Raw genomic sequence first — 16,686 nt, forward strand, 5'->3', positions numbered from 1 at the left:
GCCGCCTTTCGAGCTGCGCCATCGCCTCCTTCTGCGTCGATGGCTGCATGCGGTTCCTTGCAGAACGCGCGATGCGCAAGCCGCCTGCACTGGCACGGTGTCGCTCGGCCGGGCCCTGCCCTGCGCCTCGCTCCGGTGTGCCGGGGCGGTGGGGCTTTCGCCCCCATCAAAGCGGCGGTGCGAACACCGCCGAAGGTTGTTTGCGGGAATCGAACCCGCCACGCCGCGTGGTTAGCACGGTGCTCCACCATGAGCAGACTGGATCAAGTCCAGTGACCAGCACAGTTCAACAGCGGCATACCGCGGACCCAAGAACAGGTCTGGCCTGCGGCACCGGGCCGCTGTGATGCGACACCTGGGAGCGGATGAACTGCATCCGGACCCTTTCTCTATTGCAGCGAGCGTGCCAACTTGCGCGCACGGCGCCCCGGAACACGATGACGGCGATGCAAGTCATTGACCAGCAAGGGAAATTTCTTCTTCTCCCGGTGTGACATGGCGCCGATCCCTTGCTAGCATTCGGACAATTTCTAGAATTTCAGCTAGTCTTTTATCCATGAAGCCCATCGTCGTCATCGGTTTCCTCGGCACCCAGCTCGATGCCGGCCAGGGCGCGGGCCGCTGGCACAAGTGGCGCCCCACGGTCTCGCTCGCGCAGCACGACGACATGGTGGTGGCGCGCATCGAGCTGCTGCACACGCGCAAGCACACGGCGCTGGCCGAGCTGGTGAAGGCCGACATCGCCGCCGTGTCGCCCGAGACCACGGTCAACCTCGTGCCCTTCGACCTCGAAGACCCGTGGGACTTCGGCGAGGTCTACACGCGCCTGTACGACTGGGCGCGCGCCTACCCCTTCCAGCCCGAGCGCGAGCAGTACTGGACGCACATCACCACGGGCACGCACGTGGCGCAGATCTGCATGTTCCTGCTGTCGGAATCGCGCGTGGTGCCGGGCGTGCTGGCCCAGACCTCGCCGCCGCGCAAGCAGCGCCAGGGCGACGCCGGCAAGGTCGCGCTCATCGACCTCGACCTGTCGCGCTACGACCCGATCGCGCGCCGCTTCGACGCCGACCAGCGCGACGCGGTCGCCTTCCTGAAGAGCGGCATCGCCACGCGCAACGCGCGCTTCAACGCGCTCATCGACGAGATCGAGCGCGTGGCCGTACGCTCGCGCGCGCCGATCCTGCTGGTGGGGCCGACGGGCGCGGGCAAGTCGTTCCTGGCGCGCCGCATGTTCGAGCTGAAGCAGGCGCGCCACCAGGTGACGGGGCCGTTCGTCGAGGTGAACTGCGCCACGCTGCGCGGCGACGGCGCGGCCTCCACGCTGTTCGGGCACAAGAAGGGCTCGTTCACCGGCGCGGCAAGCGACCGCGCGGGCCTTCTGCGCACCGCGCACCAGGGCGCGCTGTTTCTCGACGAAATCGGCGAGCTGGGCCTCGATGAACAGGCGATGCTGCTCAAGGCCATCGAGGAGAAGCGCTTCTTCCCCGTGGGCGCCGACAAGGAAGTGGAGAGCGACTTCCAGCTCATCGCCGGCACCCACCGCGACCTGCGCCGCGACGTGGCGCAGGGGCGCTTTCGCGAAGACCTGTTCGCGCGCATCAACCTCTGGACCTACGACCTGCCCGGCCTCGCGCAGCGGCCCGAAGACATCGAGCCCAACCTCGACCACCTGCTGGCCCTGCACGCGGCCGAGAACCACCGCGTGGTGCGCTTCAACGCCGAGGCACGCACGGCCTACCTGCGCTTTGCGCAGAGCAGCGAGGCGATCTGGCGCGGCAACTTCCGCGACCTGTCGGCCAGCGTGACGCGGCTTGCCACGCTGGCCGATGGCGGGCGCATCGCCGTCGCGCTGGTCGAGGCGGAGATCGCGCGGCTGCGCTGGCTGTGGAAGCACGAGGGCGTTGGCACATCGGCGGCGACAGGCGACGACATCGACCTGGAAGCCCTGCTCGGCGAAGAAAAGTTCGCCGCGCTCGACCTGTTCGATCGTCTGCAGCTCGAAGCGGTGGTGCGCGTGTGCCGGCCGGCACGCAGCTTGTCGGAGGCGGGGCGGCAGCTGTTCCAGGCCTCACGGACGCAGCGCAGCGTGGTGAACGATGCGGACCGGCTGCGCAAGTACCTGGCCAAGATGGGGCTGGACTGGGGCCGAATTTCAACGCTTGCGAAGCACTGAGGAGAACCTGTCCATGTTCGATTTCTTGAAGAAAGCTCCCAAGGAAGAGCCCGCCAGGAGGGCGTCGCCCGACCATTCCGCCGTCGAGATCAACGACGCCAGGTTGCGCACCGGCAAGGAACTGCGCGCGGTCTTGTACCTGTACGGGGACAGCACGTACATCGTCTCCTCGACCACGAGCATCGCCGAGACCGGCACGCCCATCGTGCTCGACGCATCGGCGCCCAACGACCAGATCGGGCTGGCCATCTGCGACAAGCTGCTGGATGCCTGGCAGCACGATCTGGGAGACCTTCGAGCTCACAAGCAGGACGACTGGCAGGTGCTCAAGGCCTCCGGCGCCAAGACCGGCAAGCAGTTCAACGAGAACGCGCTGTACATGGTCATCGAGACCATCAACAGCGCCATCCGCTTCCAGATGCGCTACCGGGTCACCCTGGAGCCGGACTTCCATGCAGGCGCCGTCTTGTCGAATGGGGTGGAACACGAACAGATCGGCATCACCGTCCGACGGCTGGTGATCGCCGCGAAAGCACTGCGGGAGGCCGACTTCTTTTGAGGCAGAAGGGGCCTTCATCGCCGCGTTTTCCGGGAGCGAATCGGAGCATCGATGGGCTATCCTCCGCCCGATGCCCATCTCCGCATTCGCCGTGAAGGTTCCCGCGGCTGAAACCATCGCCGCAGACCTTCGCCGCCGCTTCGATCCCACCGTGGCGCTCGGCGTGCCCGCCCACATCACGCTGCTCGTTCCTTTCATGGACCCCGCGTTGATCACCGACGAGGTGCTCGCCCGCGCGCGACGCGTGCTGCAACGCACGGCGCCGTTCTCGTTCGTGCTCGGCAAGGTCGGGCGCTTTCCCGAGACCGCCTACCTCGCACCGGAGCCCGCCGCGCCGTTCATCGAAATGACGCGTGCGCTGGTGAAGGAGTTTCCCGAGTTCCCGCCGTACGACGGCGCGCATGACGACATCGTTCCGCATCTGTCGGTGGCGCACGGCAACGCGCTGCACGCGGAAGAAGCGGCCCTCGAGCTGCAGGCGCGGCTGCTTGCGTCGGGGCCGGTGCAGGCGCGCTGCACGGAGGTCGTGCTCATCGAGAACGCGTCGGGGCAGTGGTTGGACATGCATGTCTTCCCCCTCACCGCCCCCGCGACGGTCCTTCGCCCATGACCGAGATCTACATCAGCACCGACGTCGAAACCGACGGCCCCATCCCCGGCCCGCACTCGATGCTCAGCTTCGGCTCGGCCGCCTACACGGCCGACAAGCAACTGGTGTCCACCTTCAGCGCCAACCTGCACACGCTGCCCGGCGCCGAGGCCGACCCCAAGACGGCTGCCTGGTGGCAGACGCAGCCCGAGGCCTGGGCCGCGTGCCGCACCGACCTGCAGGACCCTACGCACGCCATGAAGAACTACGTCGCGTGGCTCAAGGGCCTGAAGGCTCGGCCGGTGTTCGTGGCGTACCCGGCGGGCTTCGACTTCCTGTTCGTCTACTGGTACCTGATGCGCTTCGCGGGCGAGAGCCCCTTCAGCCATTCGGCGCTCGACATGAAGAGCTTCGCGATGGCCCTGCTGAAGATCGGCTACCGCGACAGCACCAAGCGCGCGATGCCGCGCCGCTGGTTCGACGCCGGGCTGCCGCACACGCACGTGGCGCTGGACGACGCCATCGAGCAAGGCGCCCTCTTTTGCAACATGCTCGCCGAAAGCCGGCGGGCCGGCGGACCGCAGGCATGACGACCACCACCGCCGCACCCGCTCGCCGCTGGTGGATGTCGCTGGCCGCGCTGCCCCTCTTCCTGCTCGGCGGCTGCGTGCAGTCGATGTTCTATTACCCCGACCGCGTGCGCTACGAAACGCCCGACGCGCTGGGCCTGCGTTACGAGAACGTGCGCTTCACCAGCGCCGACGGCACGCGCCTGAGCGGCTGGTTCATTCCCGCCGCGGGCCGGGCCGACCCGAAGGCGGCCAAGGGCACCGTGGTGCACTTCCATGGCAACGCGCAGAACATGAGCAGCCACTGGCGTTTCGTCGCGTGGCTGCCCGCGCAGGACTACAACGTCTTCGTGTTCGACTACCGCGGCTATGGCGAATCGGACGGCGAACCCGAACCCCGCGGCGTGTTCGAGGATTCGAATGCCGCGCTCGACCATGTGCGCGCTCGCGCGGACGTCGATGCGTCGCGGCTGTTCGTCTTCGGGCAGAGCCTGGGCGGCACGAACGCGATCGCGGCCGTGGGCTCGGGCAGCCGGGCCGGCGTGAAGGCGGTGGCGATCGAGTCGACCTTCTATTCGTACCGCTCGATCGCCAACGACAAGCTGCCGGGCGCCGGCCTGCTGGTGCGCGACGACTACGCGGCCTCGAAGTTCGTCGCGGCCATCGCGCCGATTCCGCTGCTGCTGATTCACGGCACGGCCGACGCGGTGATTCCGCACGGCCACTCCCAGCGCCTGCTGGCCGATGCGAAAGAACCCAAGCAGCTGATCGAGGTGCCGGGCGCCGGCCACCTCGAACCGATGGCCGCGCCGCGCTTTGGCGCCACGTACCAGCAAGCCCTCACCACCTTCTTCGACAGCGCCCCGGCGCTGCCTGCCCGCCCATGAAACACTTCGACGAAGCCGCCACCGCCGCCCCCCTGGGTTTCGATCGGCTGGTGCCCGCGCTGCGCGCCGCCTTCGCGGCCGAGGCACAGGTGCCGCCGCGCCACGTGCACAGCATCGAGACCGGCGGCGACGCGGCCACGCGCGGCACGGTGTTGATCATGCCGGCGTGGAGCGACGCGGGCTTCCTGGGCATCAAGACGATCAACATCTTTCCGGGCAACGGCGCGCGCGGCCTGCCGGGGCCGCACGCGACCTACGTGCTGTACGACGCGCGCACCGGCGTGCCGCTGGCGATGATGGACGGCAACGAGATCACCGCGCGGCGCACGGCGGCCGCCTCGGCGCTGGGCGCTTCGTTCCTGGCCCGCGCCGACGCGCGCAAGCTGCTGGTGCTGGGCACCGGCCGCATCGCGCGCATGCTGCCCGCCGCGCACGCGAGCGTGCGACCCATCGACGAGGTGTGGGTGTGGAACCACCGGCCCGAGGGCGCCGAAGCTCTGGCCGAGCAATGGCGAAGTGAGGGATGGAACGCGCAGGCGGCCGGCACCGACCTCGAAGCGGCCGTGCGCAGTGCCGACATCGTGAGCTGCGCCACGCTGGCGACCACGCCGCTGGTGCGCGGCGAATGGCTCGCACCGGGCGCGCACCTGGACCTGATCGGCAGCTTCACGCCCGCGATGCGCGAAGCCGATGTGCAATGTTTCGATGGCACGCGCACCTTCATCGACACGCCCGAAGCCTTGCAGAAGGCCGGCGATCTGCTCGATGCGATCGCGGCCGGCACCTTGCGTGCCGACGCGGTGCAGGGCACGCTCGCCGAGCTGTGCCGTGGCGCGCGGCCCGGGCGCACGGGCGATGCCGAGCGCACGGTGTTCAAGGCCGTGGGCAGCGCGCTCGAAGACCTGAGCGCGGCCACGCTGGTGTGGCAGGCGCGCACGGCCCCCTGAGGTCCGCGCGGCCCGCCGTCAGCGTCAGAACGTCACATTCGCCGACAGCCAGATCGTGCGTCCGGCCGGCGTGGTGCCCGCCACCGACGCGCCACCCTGGAAGTATTCGTTGACCCAGGCCGAGGTGCCCGCCAGGTTCACCTGCTGGAACTTGCGGAAGTCCTTGTTGAACAGGTTGTTGATGTTGGCGTTCAGGCGCACGTTCTTCGACACCTGGTAGGAGCCACCCAGGTGGAACAGGTGGTAGGCCTTGATGTCGCCCACCGCGCGGTAGATCGCCAGGTTGTTGCCCGTGAGCCGTGCCGGGTCGCCGGTGAAGCGAGGGCTCTTGCCGCGGTACTCGCCGCGCAGCCAGAAGCGCCATTTGGCGTCGGGGTTCCAGTCGAGCTGCGCATGCAGCAGGTGGCGCGCGGTGTCGGCCAGCTTGCCGTTCTTCACGCCGCCTTCGATCACTTCGCTGTCGGTCCAGGTGTAGCCCGCCTTCAGGCCCCAGGCCTTGGTGAGCTGCACGCGGCTGCTCAGTTCCATGCCCCAGGTCTTGGCCTGGTCGACGTTGACCGAGTAGTTGGCGGTCGGGTCGACGATGCAGCTGGAGATGCGCGCCACGCTGCAGTCGCCGCCGCTGGCGATCTTGTCCTTCACCTTGTTGTGGAACAGGGTCGCCGAGGCGGTCAGGCCCTTCTGGTTGTTGAACAGCGCCGACAGCTCGGTGCTGGTGCTGGTCTCGGGCTTGAGGTTCGGGTTGCCGATGTTGAGCGTGGCGCCCTGGCCGCTCACGCCGCTGATGCCGTCGATCAGCTGGTTCAGGCGCGGCGCGCGAAAGCCCTTGCTCACGCCGCCCTTGAAGGTCCACTGCGGCGTGGCGTCCCAGACCAGGTAGCCGCGCGGGCTCACGTGGCCGCCGAAGGCGCTGTGGTGGTCGTAGCGACCGCCCAGCGTGGCGGTGAGGCCGGGCGCAAGGCGCCATTCGTCTTCGGCGAACAACGCCCACATCGTCTGGCTCTGCGAGCGCGGCAGCAAACCGTCGACCAGTTTGGCGTCCCACCACTGGCCGCCGACGGTGAGCACGTGGGCGTCGCCCACCGGCGCGACGAGCTTGCTGTCGAGCACGAGGTTGGTGGTCTTGAGTTCGCGCGCGCGGCCGCGGTCGGCTTCGTTCAGCCAGTACACGGTGCGGCGGGCCGCGGCATTGCGCGGGATGGCGCCGCCCGGAATCGTGCGGCCGACGGTCTCGGTGGTGGTGTGCATCAGGCTGCTTTCCACTGTGCCGAAGCCCAGGCGCCCGGTGTGGCCGATGGCGACCTGGTCGCGATTGAAGCGCAGCGCGTCCAGGTAGCCCGGCGGGTTGTTGCCGGTGCGGTTGGGCGCGGCGGCATCGCGCGTGCCCAGGCGGCCGTCTTCGTTGTCGTACCAGCTGCGGCCCGATTCCACGTCGAGCCAGATGTCGTGCTGGCGATTGGGCGTGAGCATCAAACGGCCGCCCACGCTGTGCTGGCGGCTCTCGGCGGGCGCCGGGTTGCGGGCCGTCGCGGGCTGCGCCTGGCCGGGGGCCAGCACCCAGTCGGCAGCCTCGCGGCGGTAGATGTTGCCGCGCAGGGTCAGGCCCAGCAGGTCGGTGGCGACGGGGCCGCTCAGATAGACGCTGGAGCGCGCCTGCGAACCCCACTCGCTGTCCTGCGGGATGCCGGTTTCCATCGTGACCTGGCCGCCCCATTCGCGCGCCACCTTGCGCGTGATGATGTTGACCACGCCGCCCATGGCGTCGGAGCCATACAGCGTGGACATCGGGCCGCGGATGACCTCGATGCGCTCGATGGCCGCCAGCGGCGGCATGAAGCTGGTGTGCGCGGCGCCGAAGCCGTTGGGCGTCACGTCGCCGGCCACGTTCTGGCGGCGGCCGTCGATGAGGATCAGCGTGTAGTCGCTGGGCATGCCGCGGATCGAGATGTCCAGGCCTCCAGTCTTGCCGGTCGAGCCGCCCACGTCGATGCCTTCGACGTTCTGCAGCGCCTCGGCCAGGTCGCGGAACTGGCGCGTTTCCAGCTCCTGGCGCGTGATCACCGAAATGGAAGCGGGCGCGTCCTTGAGTTCCTGCTCGAAGCCGGTCGCGCTGACGACGACCTCGCGCAGCTGTTGTTCAGCGGGCGTCTGGGCGAACAGGGCGGGAGAAAAAAGAGATGCGGCGGCCAGCGCCAGCACCGACGGACGCGGCCGACGGCCGCAACGCGAAAACAACATGCAAAAACTCCACGGGAAACGGCAGGAAAAACAGGGCCGCTCTCGGGATGCGTTGTTGTTGCGTACCAACTGATCAGCATCAATTCTATTGAGAATGAAAACAAATATTATTTGCATCCAGAACCATCGAAGGGACATTGCGAGAGGCCGATGGCGCTTCGTGTAGGCCCTGCTTCCGGCCACCCAGACAAACCCCATGTCAGTCGAAAGTTCATCTTGAATTCGGGGGCGGATACGTCATCTGGCGAATGGCAGCCCGCGAAGGGCGCTGTTACTCTGGAACAAGAAAAAAGAGAGGTCCGCCATGCTCACCATCCTTCAGAAAGCCGTGATCCTCGGGAAGGCCGGCGTCGACGTCCCGGCCCGTCCGCTGGACGACCTGTCGACGCCGATGGCGACCGGCTCGCCGGTGAAGGCGGAAGGCGTGTCGCAGAAGGCGCACGAATGGGCGCGGGCCGTCGAGACCCTGTACGTCACCTACGTCGCGGCGCGCGCCGCGAAGAGCCTGCGCGACGCCGAAGAGGCGCGGCAGTCGGCCATGCTTCGGCAACTGTCGGCCGCGGTGCAGGCCTGAACACCATGGGACTGTTCGATTTCCTGAAGAAGAAAAAGCAGCCGGAAGTGGAAATGCCGTCGACGCTCGAGGCCGGCATGGCCTCGCAGGCGGAAGACTTCATCGGCGCCTTCTCGCAACCCGGCGCGCCCATCGACAGCGCGGCGCTCGACTACTCCGAAGCCTCGCTGGTCCTGGTCGACCAGGTGCTCGAAGACTTCTTCCAGCAGCAGGCGCCCTTGCCCGACGACCTGCACTTCCTGGCGTCGGCCTACGTGTTCGAAACCGCACGCCGCGAGTTCGGCGGACGCTACCTGCGTGGCGACGACGACAACCCCTTCGTCCTCGTGATCGGCCCCGACAGTGCACAGGTCGGCGTCTGCGCGATGGCCAAGGTGCGCGGGCGCGCCGTCAACGGGCCGGAAGACAGCCTGGCGTTCTTCTACGCCGGCATCGCGCCCGTGGTGCAGCGCGGCGTGAGCGCCACGCTGGTCTGACACAGCGGCAGCAGCGGGCGCCTCACGGCCCGCTGCCGCCCCCTGCCACCGCCCCTTCAGTCGAACTGCGTGGCAACCTGCCGCTGGGTGCCCAACCCTTCGATGCCCAGCGTGACGACATCGCCGCCCTTCAGGTAGACCGGCGGCTTGAACCCCATGCCCACGCCGGGCGGGGTTCCGGTGGAAATGATGTCCCCCGGGCGCAGGCTCATGAACTGCGAGAGGTACGCGATCAGGTAACGCACGCCGTAGACCATGGTGGCCGTGGAGCCGCTCTGGCGCCGCACGCCGTTGACCTCCAGCCACATGTCCAGCTGCTGCGGGTCGGGCACTTCATCGGGTGTCACGAGCCAGGGGCCGATCGGTCCGAAGGTGTCGGCCGACTTGCCTTTGGTCCACTGGCCCTGGCGTTCGGTTTGAAAGGCGCGCTCCGACACGTCGTTGATCAGGCAGTAGCCCGCAACGTGGTCCATCGCGTCCGCTTCGCTGACGTACTTCGCGGTCTTGCCGATCACCACGCCCAGCTCCACCTCCCAATCGGTCTTGGTGGAGCCGCGCGGAATCTCGAGCACGTCGTTCGGTCCGCCGATCGCCGAGGTGGCCTTCAAAAAAACGATGGGCTCGGGCGGCACCGTGGCGCCCGTCTCGGCCGCGTGGTCCGAGTAGTTGAGCCCGATGCAGATGAACTTGCCCGAGCCGGCCACGCAGGCGCCGATCCGCGGGGCGCCCTCCACCAGCGGAAGGCTCTGCGGGTCCAGCGCGGCGAGGCGCGCCAGGCCGGAAGGCAACAGCACCTCGTGTGCGATGTCGTTCACGTGCATGGAGAGGTCGCGCAAGCGGCCTTCTGCGTCGAGCATCGCCGGCTTTTCCTGGCCGACGGCCCCGTAACGCAACAGCTTCATTCGTCATTCCTTGGTGGTTGATTGGCTGGCTATCTGGCGGCGCTGCCGCGCGCCTTGCCAAGCTCGGAGAACAGTTCCTGGGTCAGCGCCGGATCGATCTGTTTGACATGCTTGTCCGTGACCGGCGCGAGCTTCTCGCGCAGGCGCTCGCGCTCGGCGGCGGGGAACTCGGTCAGCACCATGCCCTGGCCCTTCAGGAACTCGGCGGCCCTGGCGTTCACGTCGCGGTTGGCGGCGCGCTGGAAGGGCTGCGTCTCCCGGGCCGCATCGAGAAGGATCTTGCGTTCGTCTTCCGACAGCTGCTCCCACCGCTTCTTGCTGAACAGCAGCACGACAGGGTTGAACACATGCCGCGTGTTGGAGCCGTACTTCTGGATCTCGTAGTACTTCGAGGCTTCCACCAGCGAGTACGGATTTTCCTGGCCGTCGACGGCCTTCTGCTCCAGCGCGGTGTAGACCTCGGGCAGCGGCAGCGGCGACGGGTTGGCGCCCAGCGCGCGGAAGGCATCGATCATCACGGGGATCTGCATCACGCGCAGCTTCAGGCCCTGCAGGTCTTCCATCTTCGCCACCGGCCGCCGGCTGTTGGTGACATTGCGAAAGCCGTGCTCGAAGTACGTGAGGCCGATCAGCCCCTTCTCGGGCAGCTTGTCCAGCAGCTTGCGGCCGACCGGACCATCGAGCACGAAGTCGGCTTCCTTCTCGTTGTTGAACAGGAACGGCAGGTCGAACAGCGAGAACTCCCGGGCCATGCCCGACAGCAAACCCGGGATCGCCATCGTCATTTCCACCGTGCCGCCCTGCAGCGAGGCGATGACCGAGGCATCGCCGCCCAGCACGCCCGAAGGAAAGAGCTTCACCTTCATCTTGCCGCCGCTCTTCTTCTCGACGATCTCCGAGAAGCGCTGCGCCCCCATGCCCTGCGGATGCTCCTTCTGGTTCACGAAGGCGAACTTGAAGGTGCGCTCCTGGATGTTCTGCGCAGCGGCGAGGCCGGCCGCCAGGAACGCGCTCAGGACGAGGCAGGTGGCGGCCAGGCGATGCGGCAGAGCTTTGGACATGGGTGTCTCGGTGAGAAGGTGTGGCGACCCGCGCGCGGTCAGACCGCGACGCGTTCGAACTGGACGCTGCGGCAGTCCATCTCGTACTCGAGATCGACCACGGGCGGGCGGTTGTAGTGCCAGGTCAGCCCGTGCCGCGCGGCACCGCGCCTGACGATCTCGTCGGCGATGAAGGGATGGATGTCGTGCACCGTGTACAGCTGCGAGCCCGTGGTGCTGGCCCAGGTGAAGCCCAGCGATGCCAGGCGGCGTTCCATTTCATCGAGCACCCACTGCGCCTTCTTCAGGATGGCGGGCGGCGAGGTGTCGCCCAGGCGCACGGCATGGTCGCGGTAGTGCCCCTTGCCTTCCGGCGCTTCGGCGCTGCCGGCCACCACGAACGATGCCGCCGCGTCGGCGTCGGGCACGGTGTAGCTGAAGGCATGGAACGAAGGCTCCGACGGCGGCGACAGCGCGGGGCACACGTTGCTTCGCGCCACCGGATTCAGGTCGCCGATGAAGATCCCCCATTCCTTCAACGTGCCCACGTAGAGGTTGTTGAACTCGACGAAGCCCTGTTCGGTGAACGGTGCCGGGGACCGCAGTTCGCACGCGCAGAAGGCGGCCAGCGGACGCGAGGCCTCCTCCAGGATTTCCTTGATGCGACGAAAGCCCTGCTTCAGGGGCAGGGGCTCCAGGAAGCGCACGCGCTCGATGCGAAACCCAGGTTCGGCGGCCACGCCAGCCGAGTACTGCTGGACGCCCGGAATGAACCGATAGCCGCCTGGGAGGGAGAGTTGGAGTGCCGACACGTGATTTCCTTTTTGGAGAGCGAGAGAAAAAGAGAGAACGGGCACAGGAGCTCAGGGGATCTGGCTCCAGCGCTGGTTGGCCCCGCCATGGCAGGCGTAGGTGGACAGCGCCGTGCCCTGCGTGGTGGTCGAGCCGGGCACATCCAGGCACGCACCCGAAGACACCCGGTTGCGCAGCGTCGCCCCGACCACGCTCCACTGCGTGGCCGCACCCGCCGTGCACGCCAGCTGCACCACCGGGCCGCCGCCGGCGTTGGTGTTGCCCTGCGCCAGGCACAGGCCGCTGTGCTTCGCGACGAACTGGCTGTAGCCGCCGCTGCTGTTGACGGTGAAGGTCTCGTTGGCGCCGTTGCCGCAGGCCCACTGCACCACCGTGGCGCCGCTGGCCGTCGAGCCGCCCGACACGTTGACGCACAGGTTGTTGACCTCCGAGCGGATGCGCGTGTCGATCGCCGGTGCCGTGTCGAACGACTTCACGTACTCGCCCAGCGCCAGCAGGTCGGCCGCCGGCAGGCTCGATGCATTGCCGTGGCCGCCCGCGAGCACGTCCTGCAGCGTGGCCTTCTGGCCGTTGTGGAAGAAGCTCGGGTTGCTCCAGGTGCCGTAGAGCGTCGGCGTGTCGAAGCCCACGCCGGCCAGCGGCTGGTTGCTGCCCTTGCCCGACGAGAGCTGGATCGTGCCCACGTCGTGCCGCAGCCCGTCGCGCAGGCTGCCGGCCGTGTGGCAGGTCGCGCACTGCGCCGTGTTGAACACGGTCTGGCCGCGCACCGCGTCCACGCTGAGGTTGCCGTCTGCCGCGCGGGCCGGGCTGCGCATGTACTTGTTCAGCGAGTTCAGGTAGGCCGCGAGATCGTCGAGCTGCGCATTGCGGCCGGCCTTCGGCACGCCGAGCGGGTCGCCCGTGGCCGAGAAGTCGGCGTTGGTCAGGAAGCCCGTGCCGCCGAACTCGTTGCGGATGTCGTGCTCGAAGTCCTGCACCTCGTCGAAGTTGGCGGTCCAGTGCAGCTTGCCGTGGCCCGTGCCGCGCCGTCCCTGCAGGCTGATGGTGCGGCGCAGGCCCTCGCCGCGCTGGGTGAAGTCCCACACCATGCCGTCGTCGCTGCCGTCTGCATGGCAGCTCGCGCAGGACATGTAGTTGTTCATGCTCATGCGCCGGTCGGACGCGTTGTAGAACACCTGCTTGCCGCGCAGCGCCGCGGCGGCCATCGGCTCCTGCGCGACCGTGGTGATGTTCTGCAGGAAGGCCGGGGCAGCCGACTCCGAGGACAGCACCTGCGCCACGTCGTGCACCGACACCGAGCGCGCCAGGAAGTTGTTGACGTACAGGCGCTTGCGCGCCGCATCGAGGTACAGGCCGTGCGGCGCGCTGCTGGCGTTGATCTCGCCGCGCACCGAACGGTTGTAGGCATCGACGATGGCGATGCGGTTGCCTTCCATCTGCGCCACGAAGATGTAGTCGCCGGCCGGCGAGTACAGCGCGGCGCGCGCGGGGGCGCGGTCGTTGAAGTCGAGCTGTTCGCTGAACACTTCCGCGGCCGTCTGCAGGTTCACCTGCGACAGGATGGAGCGCACGGTCTTGTCGTGCTCCAGCGGCAGGCCGTCGCGGAAGGTGCCGCGCACGATGTTGTCCTTCTTCGAAGGCAGGAGCGCACGCGCGCCGTCGGGCGAGATCACCACCTGGCTCAGGTAGTTGGGCACGCCGCGCGAGGCCGCCTCGGTGTCGACCGTGGTCGTGTCGACCGCCAGCGCGATCGGCGTGGCGGCGCTGAAGCTCTGCAGGTTCACCTTGTGCAGCTGGCCGCCCGTCATCTTCGACTTGAAGCGCGTCACGTAGGCCGATTGCGAACCCGCATCGACCGCGATGCCGCGCACGCTGCCTTCCAGGGCGAGCGTGCCGGTGGCGGCGCCGGTGGTCGGGTCGAAGCTGACCAGGGCCGACTTGCTCTCGAGCGTCAGCAGGCCCTTGGTGCCATTGGGCGTGAAGACGACGCCGTACGGGCCGCTGCCGTAGGCCAGCGGCACCGTCGTCGACAGCGTGCCGTCGGCTGCGTTGAGCGCCACGAGCTTGTCCTCGCCCTGCACCGTGACCCAAATGCGACCGTCGGGACCCACGGCCAGCGTCTTGGGCTCATCGCCCACGCGCACTTCCCAGCGCTTGGCGAAGGTCTGCGCGTCGATGGCGGCCACGGTGCCGCTGTCGGGGTTCACCGCGTACACCGCGTTCGCATCGCCTGCGATGTTGGTCGTGTGCGTCGGCGCCGCCGCCGTGACGGGTGCAATCACCGTGAGGTTGTAGGTGTAGAAGGTCTCCTGGCCGTTCGCGGCCTTCACCGTCAGCGTCACGGTGTAGTGGCCGGGGCTGCTGTAGGTGTGCGTGACGCCGGGTTGCGAGGCGTACGCGCTCTGCGTGCCGTCGCCGAAGTTCCAGCGGAACTGCGCGCCGGTGGCACCGAGCGTGGCCGGGTTGAAGTTCAGCTGGCCGTTGACGATCTTCGGTGCGCCCACGATGCCGGGATCGCCGATCACGGCCTGCGCCCGCAGCGCGGCCACGTCGGTGTCGCCGAGCACGCGGCCGTACACGCGCACTTCGGCCAGCGTGCCCTTGAAGAGCGCCGCATTACCCTGGATCTGCCCCAGCAGCTGGAACTTGGTCGACAGGCCCTTGGTGCCCGTCGGGCCGGTCGACGTGGTCTTCACGCCGTCGACGTACACCGCCTGCGCGCCCGAGGCCGCGTCGCGCGTGAGCACGACGTGGTGCCAGTTGCCGTCGTTCACGGCGCTTTGCGAGCGCGTGCCGGCGTGGTCGCCCACCGACAGCTTGATGTTGCCGGTGCTGTCGAGCCAGCCCCAGAACACGTCGTCGACGCCCGGCGACTGGTCGCGTCCGAAGATGCCGGGCGCGGTCCACGAGTTCGCGGCGCCGGCCTGCGTGGTCTTCATGTAGAAGCTCAGCGACGCCGTGCCGCCCAGCGTGGTGGACACGCTGTCGTTCTTCAGTTGCACGCCCGTGGTGCGGTTGGCGAAGTTCAGGCCGATGCTCTCGAACGCATCGCCGGTGGCGGGCGTGCCGTTGTTGGCGCTGATCTGGTCACCGAGGTTGCCCGTCAGCGCCCAGTGGTGCATCAGGTTGATGTCGTTGGCGTTGCCGGTGTTGAAAGTGGAGCGGTAGTCGGCCGCGATGGCGTTGCCCGCATAGTCCTTCAGGCCGTTGGCGGGCAGGAACACTTCATAGCTCGTGCCCGGCTGCAGAGGCTGCGCGGGGTGGAAGTTGACGATGCCCAGCTGCACGCTGTAGGTGCCCGCCAGCGTGTTGCCGCCCACCGGGCGCACGATGAAGGTGTTGGCGTTCACGCTCTCCGGGCGGATGCTGTCGGTCATGCCCAGCCCGATGCGCGAGGTGAGGGCCTGCTGCTTCGCACCGTTCACGGGCGAGACCTGCTTCACTTCGGGCTTGGTGGTGTCGGGGTCCACTGCATGCACGATGAAACCGCTGCCCGAGCCGTGGTCGTTGCCGACGTAGATCAGGTTGCCGAACGGCGACACCTGGCCGTGGTCGGAGCTGGAGAAATCGGGATGCGTCGTTGCGAACAGTCCGCCGCGCCCGACCTCGACGTGGTTGAGCGGGTTGCTCACATCGACCTTGTGGATGTAGTTCTGCGCGCCCTGGAACACGAAGTTGTCCTGCGTGCTGCAGTACAGCTGCTGGTTGATCACCAGCCGGTTGTCCTCGGCCACGAAGCGCGAGCGGTCGCTCAGGTCGTAGCCGTACATCTTGCCGCCGCTCTCCTGCGCCGAGGCGTAGACCTTCTTGCCGTCGAAGCAGGTGGAGTAGTAGCTGGCGGTGGACCCGGAGACGGTGTCGAGCACCTTGGGATTCAGCGGGTCCGAGATGTCCAGGCTGGCGAAGCCGCTGGTGTTGGTCATGGACGTCAGCACCATGTGGTTGCCCATGGTGAAGATCGGTCCCACGCGAAAGCCGCCGAGCTCGCCCGTCGGTATCGGGTTGGGCTTGCCTGCGCCACGGTTCGCGAGCACCGCGTTCGCGGGGTCGGTGGCGTCGATGACGAACACGCCCTGCTCCGCCGCCGCCACGTACAGGTAGGGCGCCTGCCACCACAGCTGCCAGCTCACGTTGTTGTAGTCGCCCTTGTTGACGTTGGGCAGCACCAGCTTCTTCACCTGCTTGACGTCGTTGATGTCGGTGAAGTCCCAGAACTCCACGCCGAAGACGCTGGGCACGGCGACGTACTGCTTGCCGCCGATGGTGGCGATGCCGATGGAATGCGGCTCCCTCAGTTCCTTGGTGCGGCCGTCCGGCTCGTAGATGCGCTTGACGAGCCGCAGGTTGCGCGGATCGGAGACGTCGTAGAGCAGGAAGCCACCGGGGCCCAGGCCGCCGTCGGGCGTGAACGTCGTCAGGAAGTAGCCGTTGATCATGAGGCCCACGTTCTGGCCGTAGTGGTACTTGGTGTACCCGGCGGTGGGGTGCGTCACGCTGCCACCGGGGATCTTCGGCACGTCGGCGCCGGTGCCGGCTCCGACGCCGGTGTCCACCTCTTCCTTGATCATCGAGATGGGTTTGAACAGCTCGGCCTGCGTGTAGGTCAGGTTGCCCAGTCCGGGTCCCTGCAGCGGCAAGGGATCGGCCACCAGGTCAGCGGCCGCGGAGGCCATGCTGGTGGCGGCCTTCCTGATCGTGTCGAGGGGGTTCACCCCGGTGATCGCCGCATGCGTCAGCAACGCACAGCCGAAAAGAAAACCTACCGCAAGAACTTTCTTGGTGCTCATTTTCATCCTCGCAAATTCGATCGGACGCCATCTTTCGGTGGGAAAAGATTCGACCGGAATCTAGCAGCGGATGCGTGCGCGAACGGCATTGAATTTCGAAGGGAGGGTTCGAATATTTAGATCATTGCT

General features: G+C 67.6%; 13 protein-coding genes. 8 read left to right on the forward strand and 5 right to left on the reverse strand.

From position 1 onward, the window contains the following. Positions 1-556 precede the first annotated feature (556 nt). The 6 genes from rtcR to lhpI all read left to right on the forward strand — a co-directional run bounded on the left by rtcR (position 557) and on the right by lhpI (position 5,727). Positions 557-2,176, forward strand: coding sequence for an RNA repair transcriptional activator RtcR (rtcR, locus tag AC1RGU_RS20140; protein WP_492697580.1), 1,620 nt, complete (start codon positions 557-559; stop codon positions 2,174-2,176). A 13-nt stretch (positions 2,177-2,189) separates the two neighbouring features. Then, positions 2,190-2,735 carry a hypothetical protein gene (locus AC1RGU_RS20145; RefSeq protein ID WP_492697581.1) on the forward strand — a complete coding sequence of 182 codons (546 nt, stop codon included), beginning with the start codon at positions 2,190-2,192 and terminating at the stop codon, positions 2,733-2,735. A 70-nt stretch (positions 2,736-2,805) separates the two neighbouring features. Continuing rightward, positions 2,806-3,345, forward strand: coding sequence for a 2'-5' RNA ligase family protein (locus AC1RGU_RS20150; protein WP_095746719.1), 540 nt, complete (start codon positions 2,806-2,808; stop codon positions 3,343-3,345). Continuing rightward, the gene (locus AC1RGU_RS20155) at positions 3,342-3,914 is read left to right on the forward strand and encodes a 3'-5' exonuclease family protein (RefSeq protein WP_159272961.1); all 573 of its coding nucleotides are present in this window, start codon (positions 3,342-3,344) and stop codon (positions 3,912-3,914) included. The genes AC1RGU_RS20150 and AC1RGU_RS20155 overlap by 4 nt, the downstream gene beginning before the upstream one ends. Then, positions 3,911-4,780 (forward strand): alpha/beta hydrolase, encoded by an 870-nt coding sequence (locus AC1RGU_RS20160; protein WP_492697583.1) that lies wholly within the window; start codon positions 3,911-3,913, stop codon positions 4,778-4,780. Before AC1RGU_RS20155 ends, AC1RGU_RS20160 begins: the two co-directional genes overlap by 4 nt. Further along, on the forward strand, positions 4,777-5,727 hold the full coding sequence (lhpI, locus tag AC1RGU_RS20165; RefSeq protein ID WP_492697585.1) for a bifunctional Delta(1)-pyrroline-2-carboxylate/Delta(1)-piperideine-2-carboxylate reductase: 951 nt from the start codon (positions 4,777-4,779) through the stop codon (positions 5,725-5,727). Before AC1RGU_RS20160 ends, lhpI begins: the two co-directional genes overlap by 4 nt. A 24-nt stretch (positions 5,728-5,751) precedes the next feature. Here the strand turns inward: lhpI and AC1RGU_RS20170 are convergent, their stop codons facing one another. Further along, the gene (locus AC1RGU_RS20170) at positions 5,752-7,965 is read right to left on the reverse strand and encodes a TonB-dependent receptor domain-containing protein (RefSeq protein ID WP_492697587.1); all 2,214 of its coding nucleotides are present in this window, start codon (positions 7,963-7,965) and stop codon (positions 5,752-5,754) included. 304 nt (positions 7,966-8,269) lie between these two features. On the opposite strand from AC1RGU_RS20170, the gene AC1RGU_RS20175 reads away from it, so the two are divergent. Continuing rightward, complete coding sequence (locus AC1RGU_RS20175) at positions 8,270-8,539, forward strand: hypothetical protein (RefSeq protein ID WP_307589336.1); 270 nt, start codon at positions 8,270-8,272, stop codon at positions 8,537-8,539. 5 nt (positions 8,540-8,544) lie between these two features. Next, a complete protein-coding gene (locus AC1RGU_RS20180; protein WP_095746724.1) occupies positions 8,545-9,015 on the forward strand; it encodes a hypothetical protein in 471 nt (156 codons plus the stop codon). 56 nt (positions 9,016-9,071) lie between these two features. Here AC1RGU_RS20180 and AC1RGU_RS20185 read toward each other — a convergent pair whose 3' ends face one another. Genes AC1RGU_RS20185 through AC1RGU_RS20200 form a run of 4 tightly spaced genes read right to left on the reverse strand, consistent with a single transcriptional unit; the run spans position 9,072 to position 16,557 of the window. Beyond that, positions 9,072-9,917 (reverse strand): fumarylacetoacetate hydrolase family protein, encoded by an 846-nt coding sequence (locus AC1RGU_RS20185; RefSeq protein WP_492697590.1) that lies wholly within the window; start codon positions 9,915-9,917, stop codon positions 9,072-9,074. A gap of 29 nt (positions 9,918-9,946) precedes the next feature. After that, positions 9,947-10,978, reverse strand: a complete 1,032-nt coding sequence (locus AC1RGU_RS20190) for a TRAP transporter substrate-binding protein (RefSeq protein WP_492697592.1) — start codon at positions 10,976-10,978, stop codon at positions 9,947-9,949. Positions 10,979-11,016: 38 nt separating this feature from the next. Beyond that, complete coding sequence (cnbZ, locus tag AC1RGU_RS20195) at positions 11,017-11,769, reverse strand: 2-amino-5-chloromuconate deaminase CnbZ (protein ID WP_492697594.1); 753 nt, start codon at positions 11,767-11,769, stop codon at positions 11,017-11,019. Between the two features lie 51 nt (positions 11,770-11,820). Beyond that, positions 11,821-16,557, reverse strand: coding sequence for an Ig-like domain-containing protein (locus tag AC1RGU_RS20200; RefSeq protein ID WP_492697596.1), 4,737 nt, complete (start codon positions 16,555-16,557; stop codon positions 11,821-11,823). Positions 16,558-16,686: the final 129 nt, after the last annotated feature.

The sequence above is a fragment of the Variovorax sp. GW823-FHT02B07 genome, from assembly GCF_058797695.1.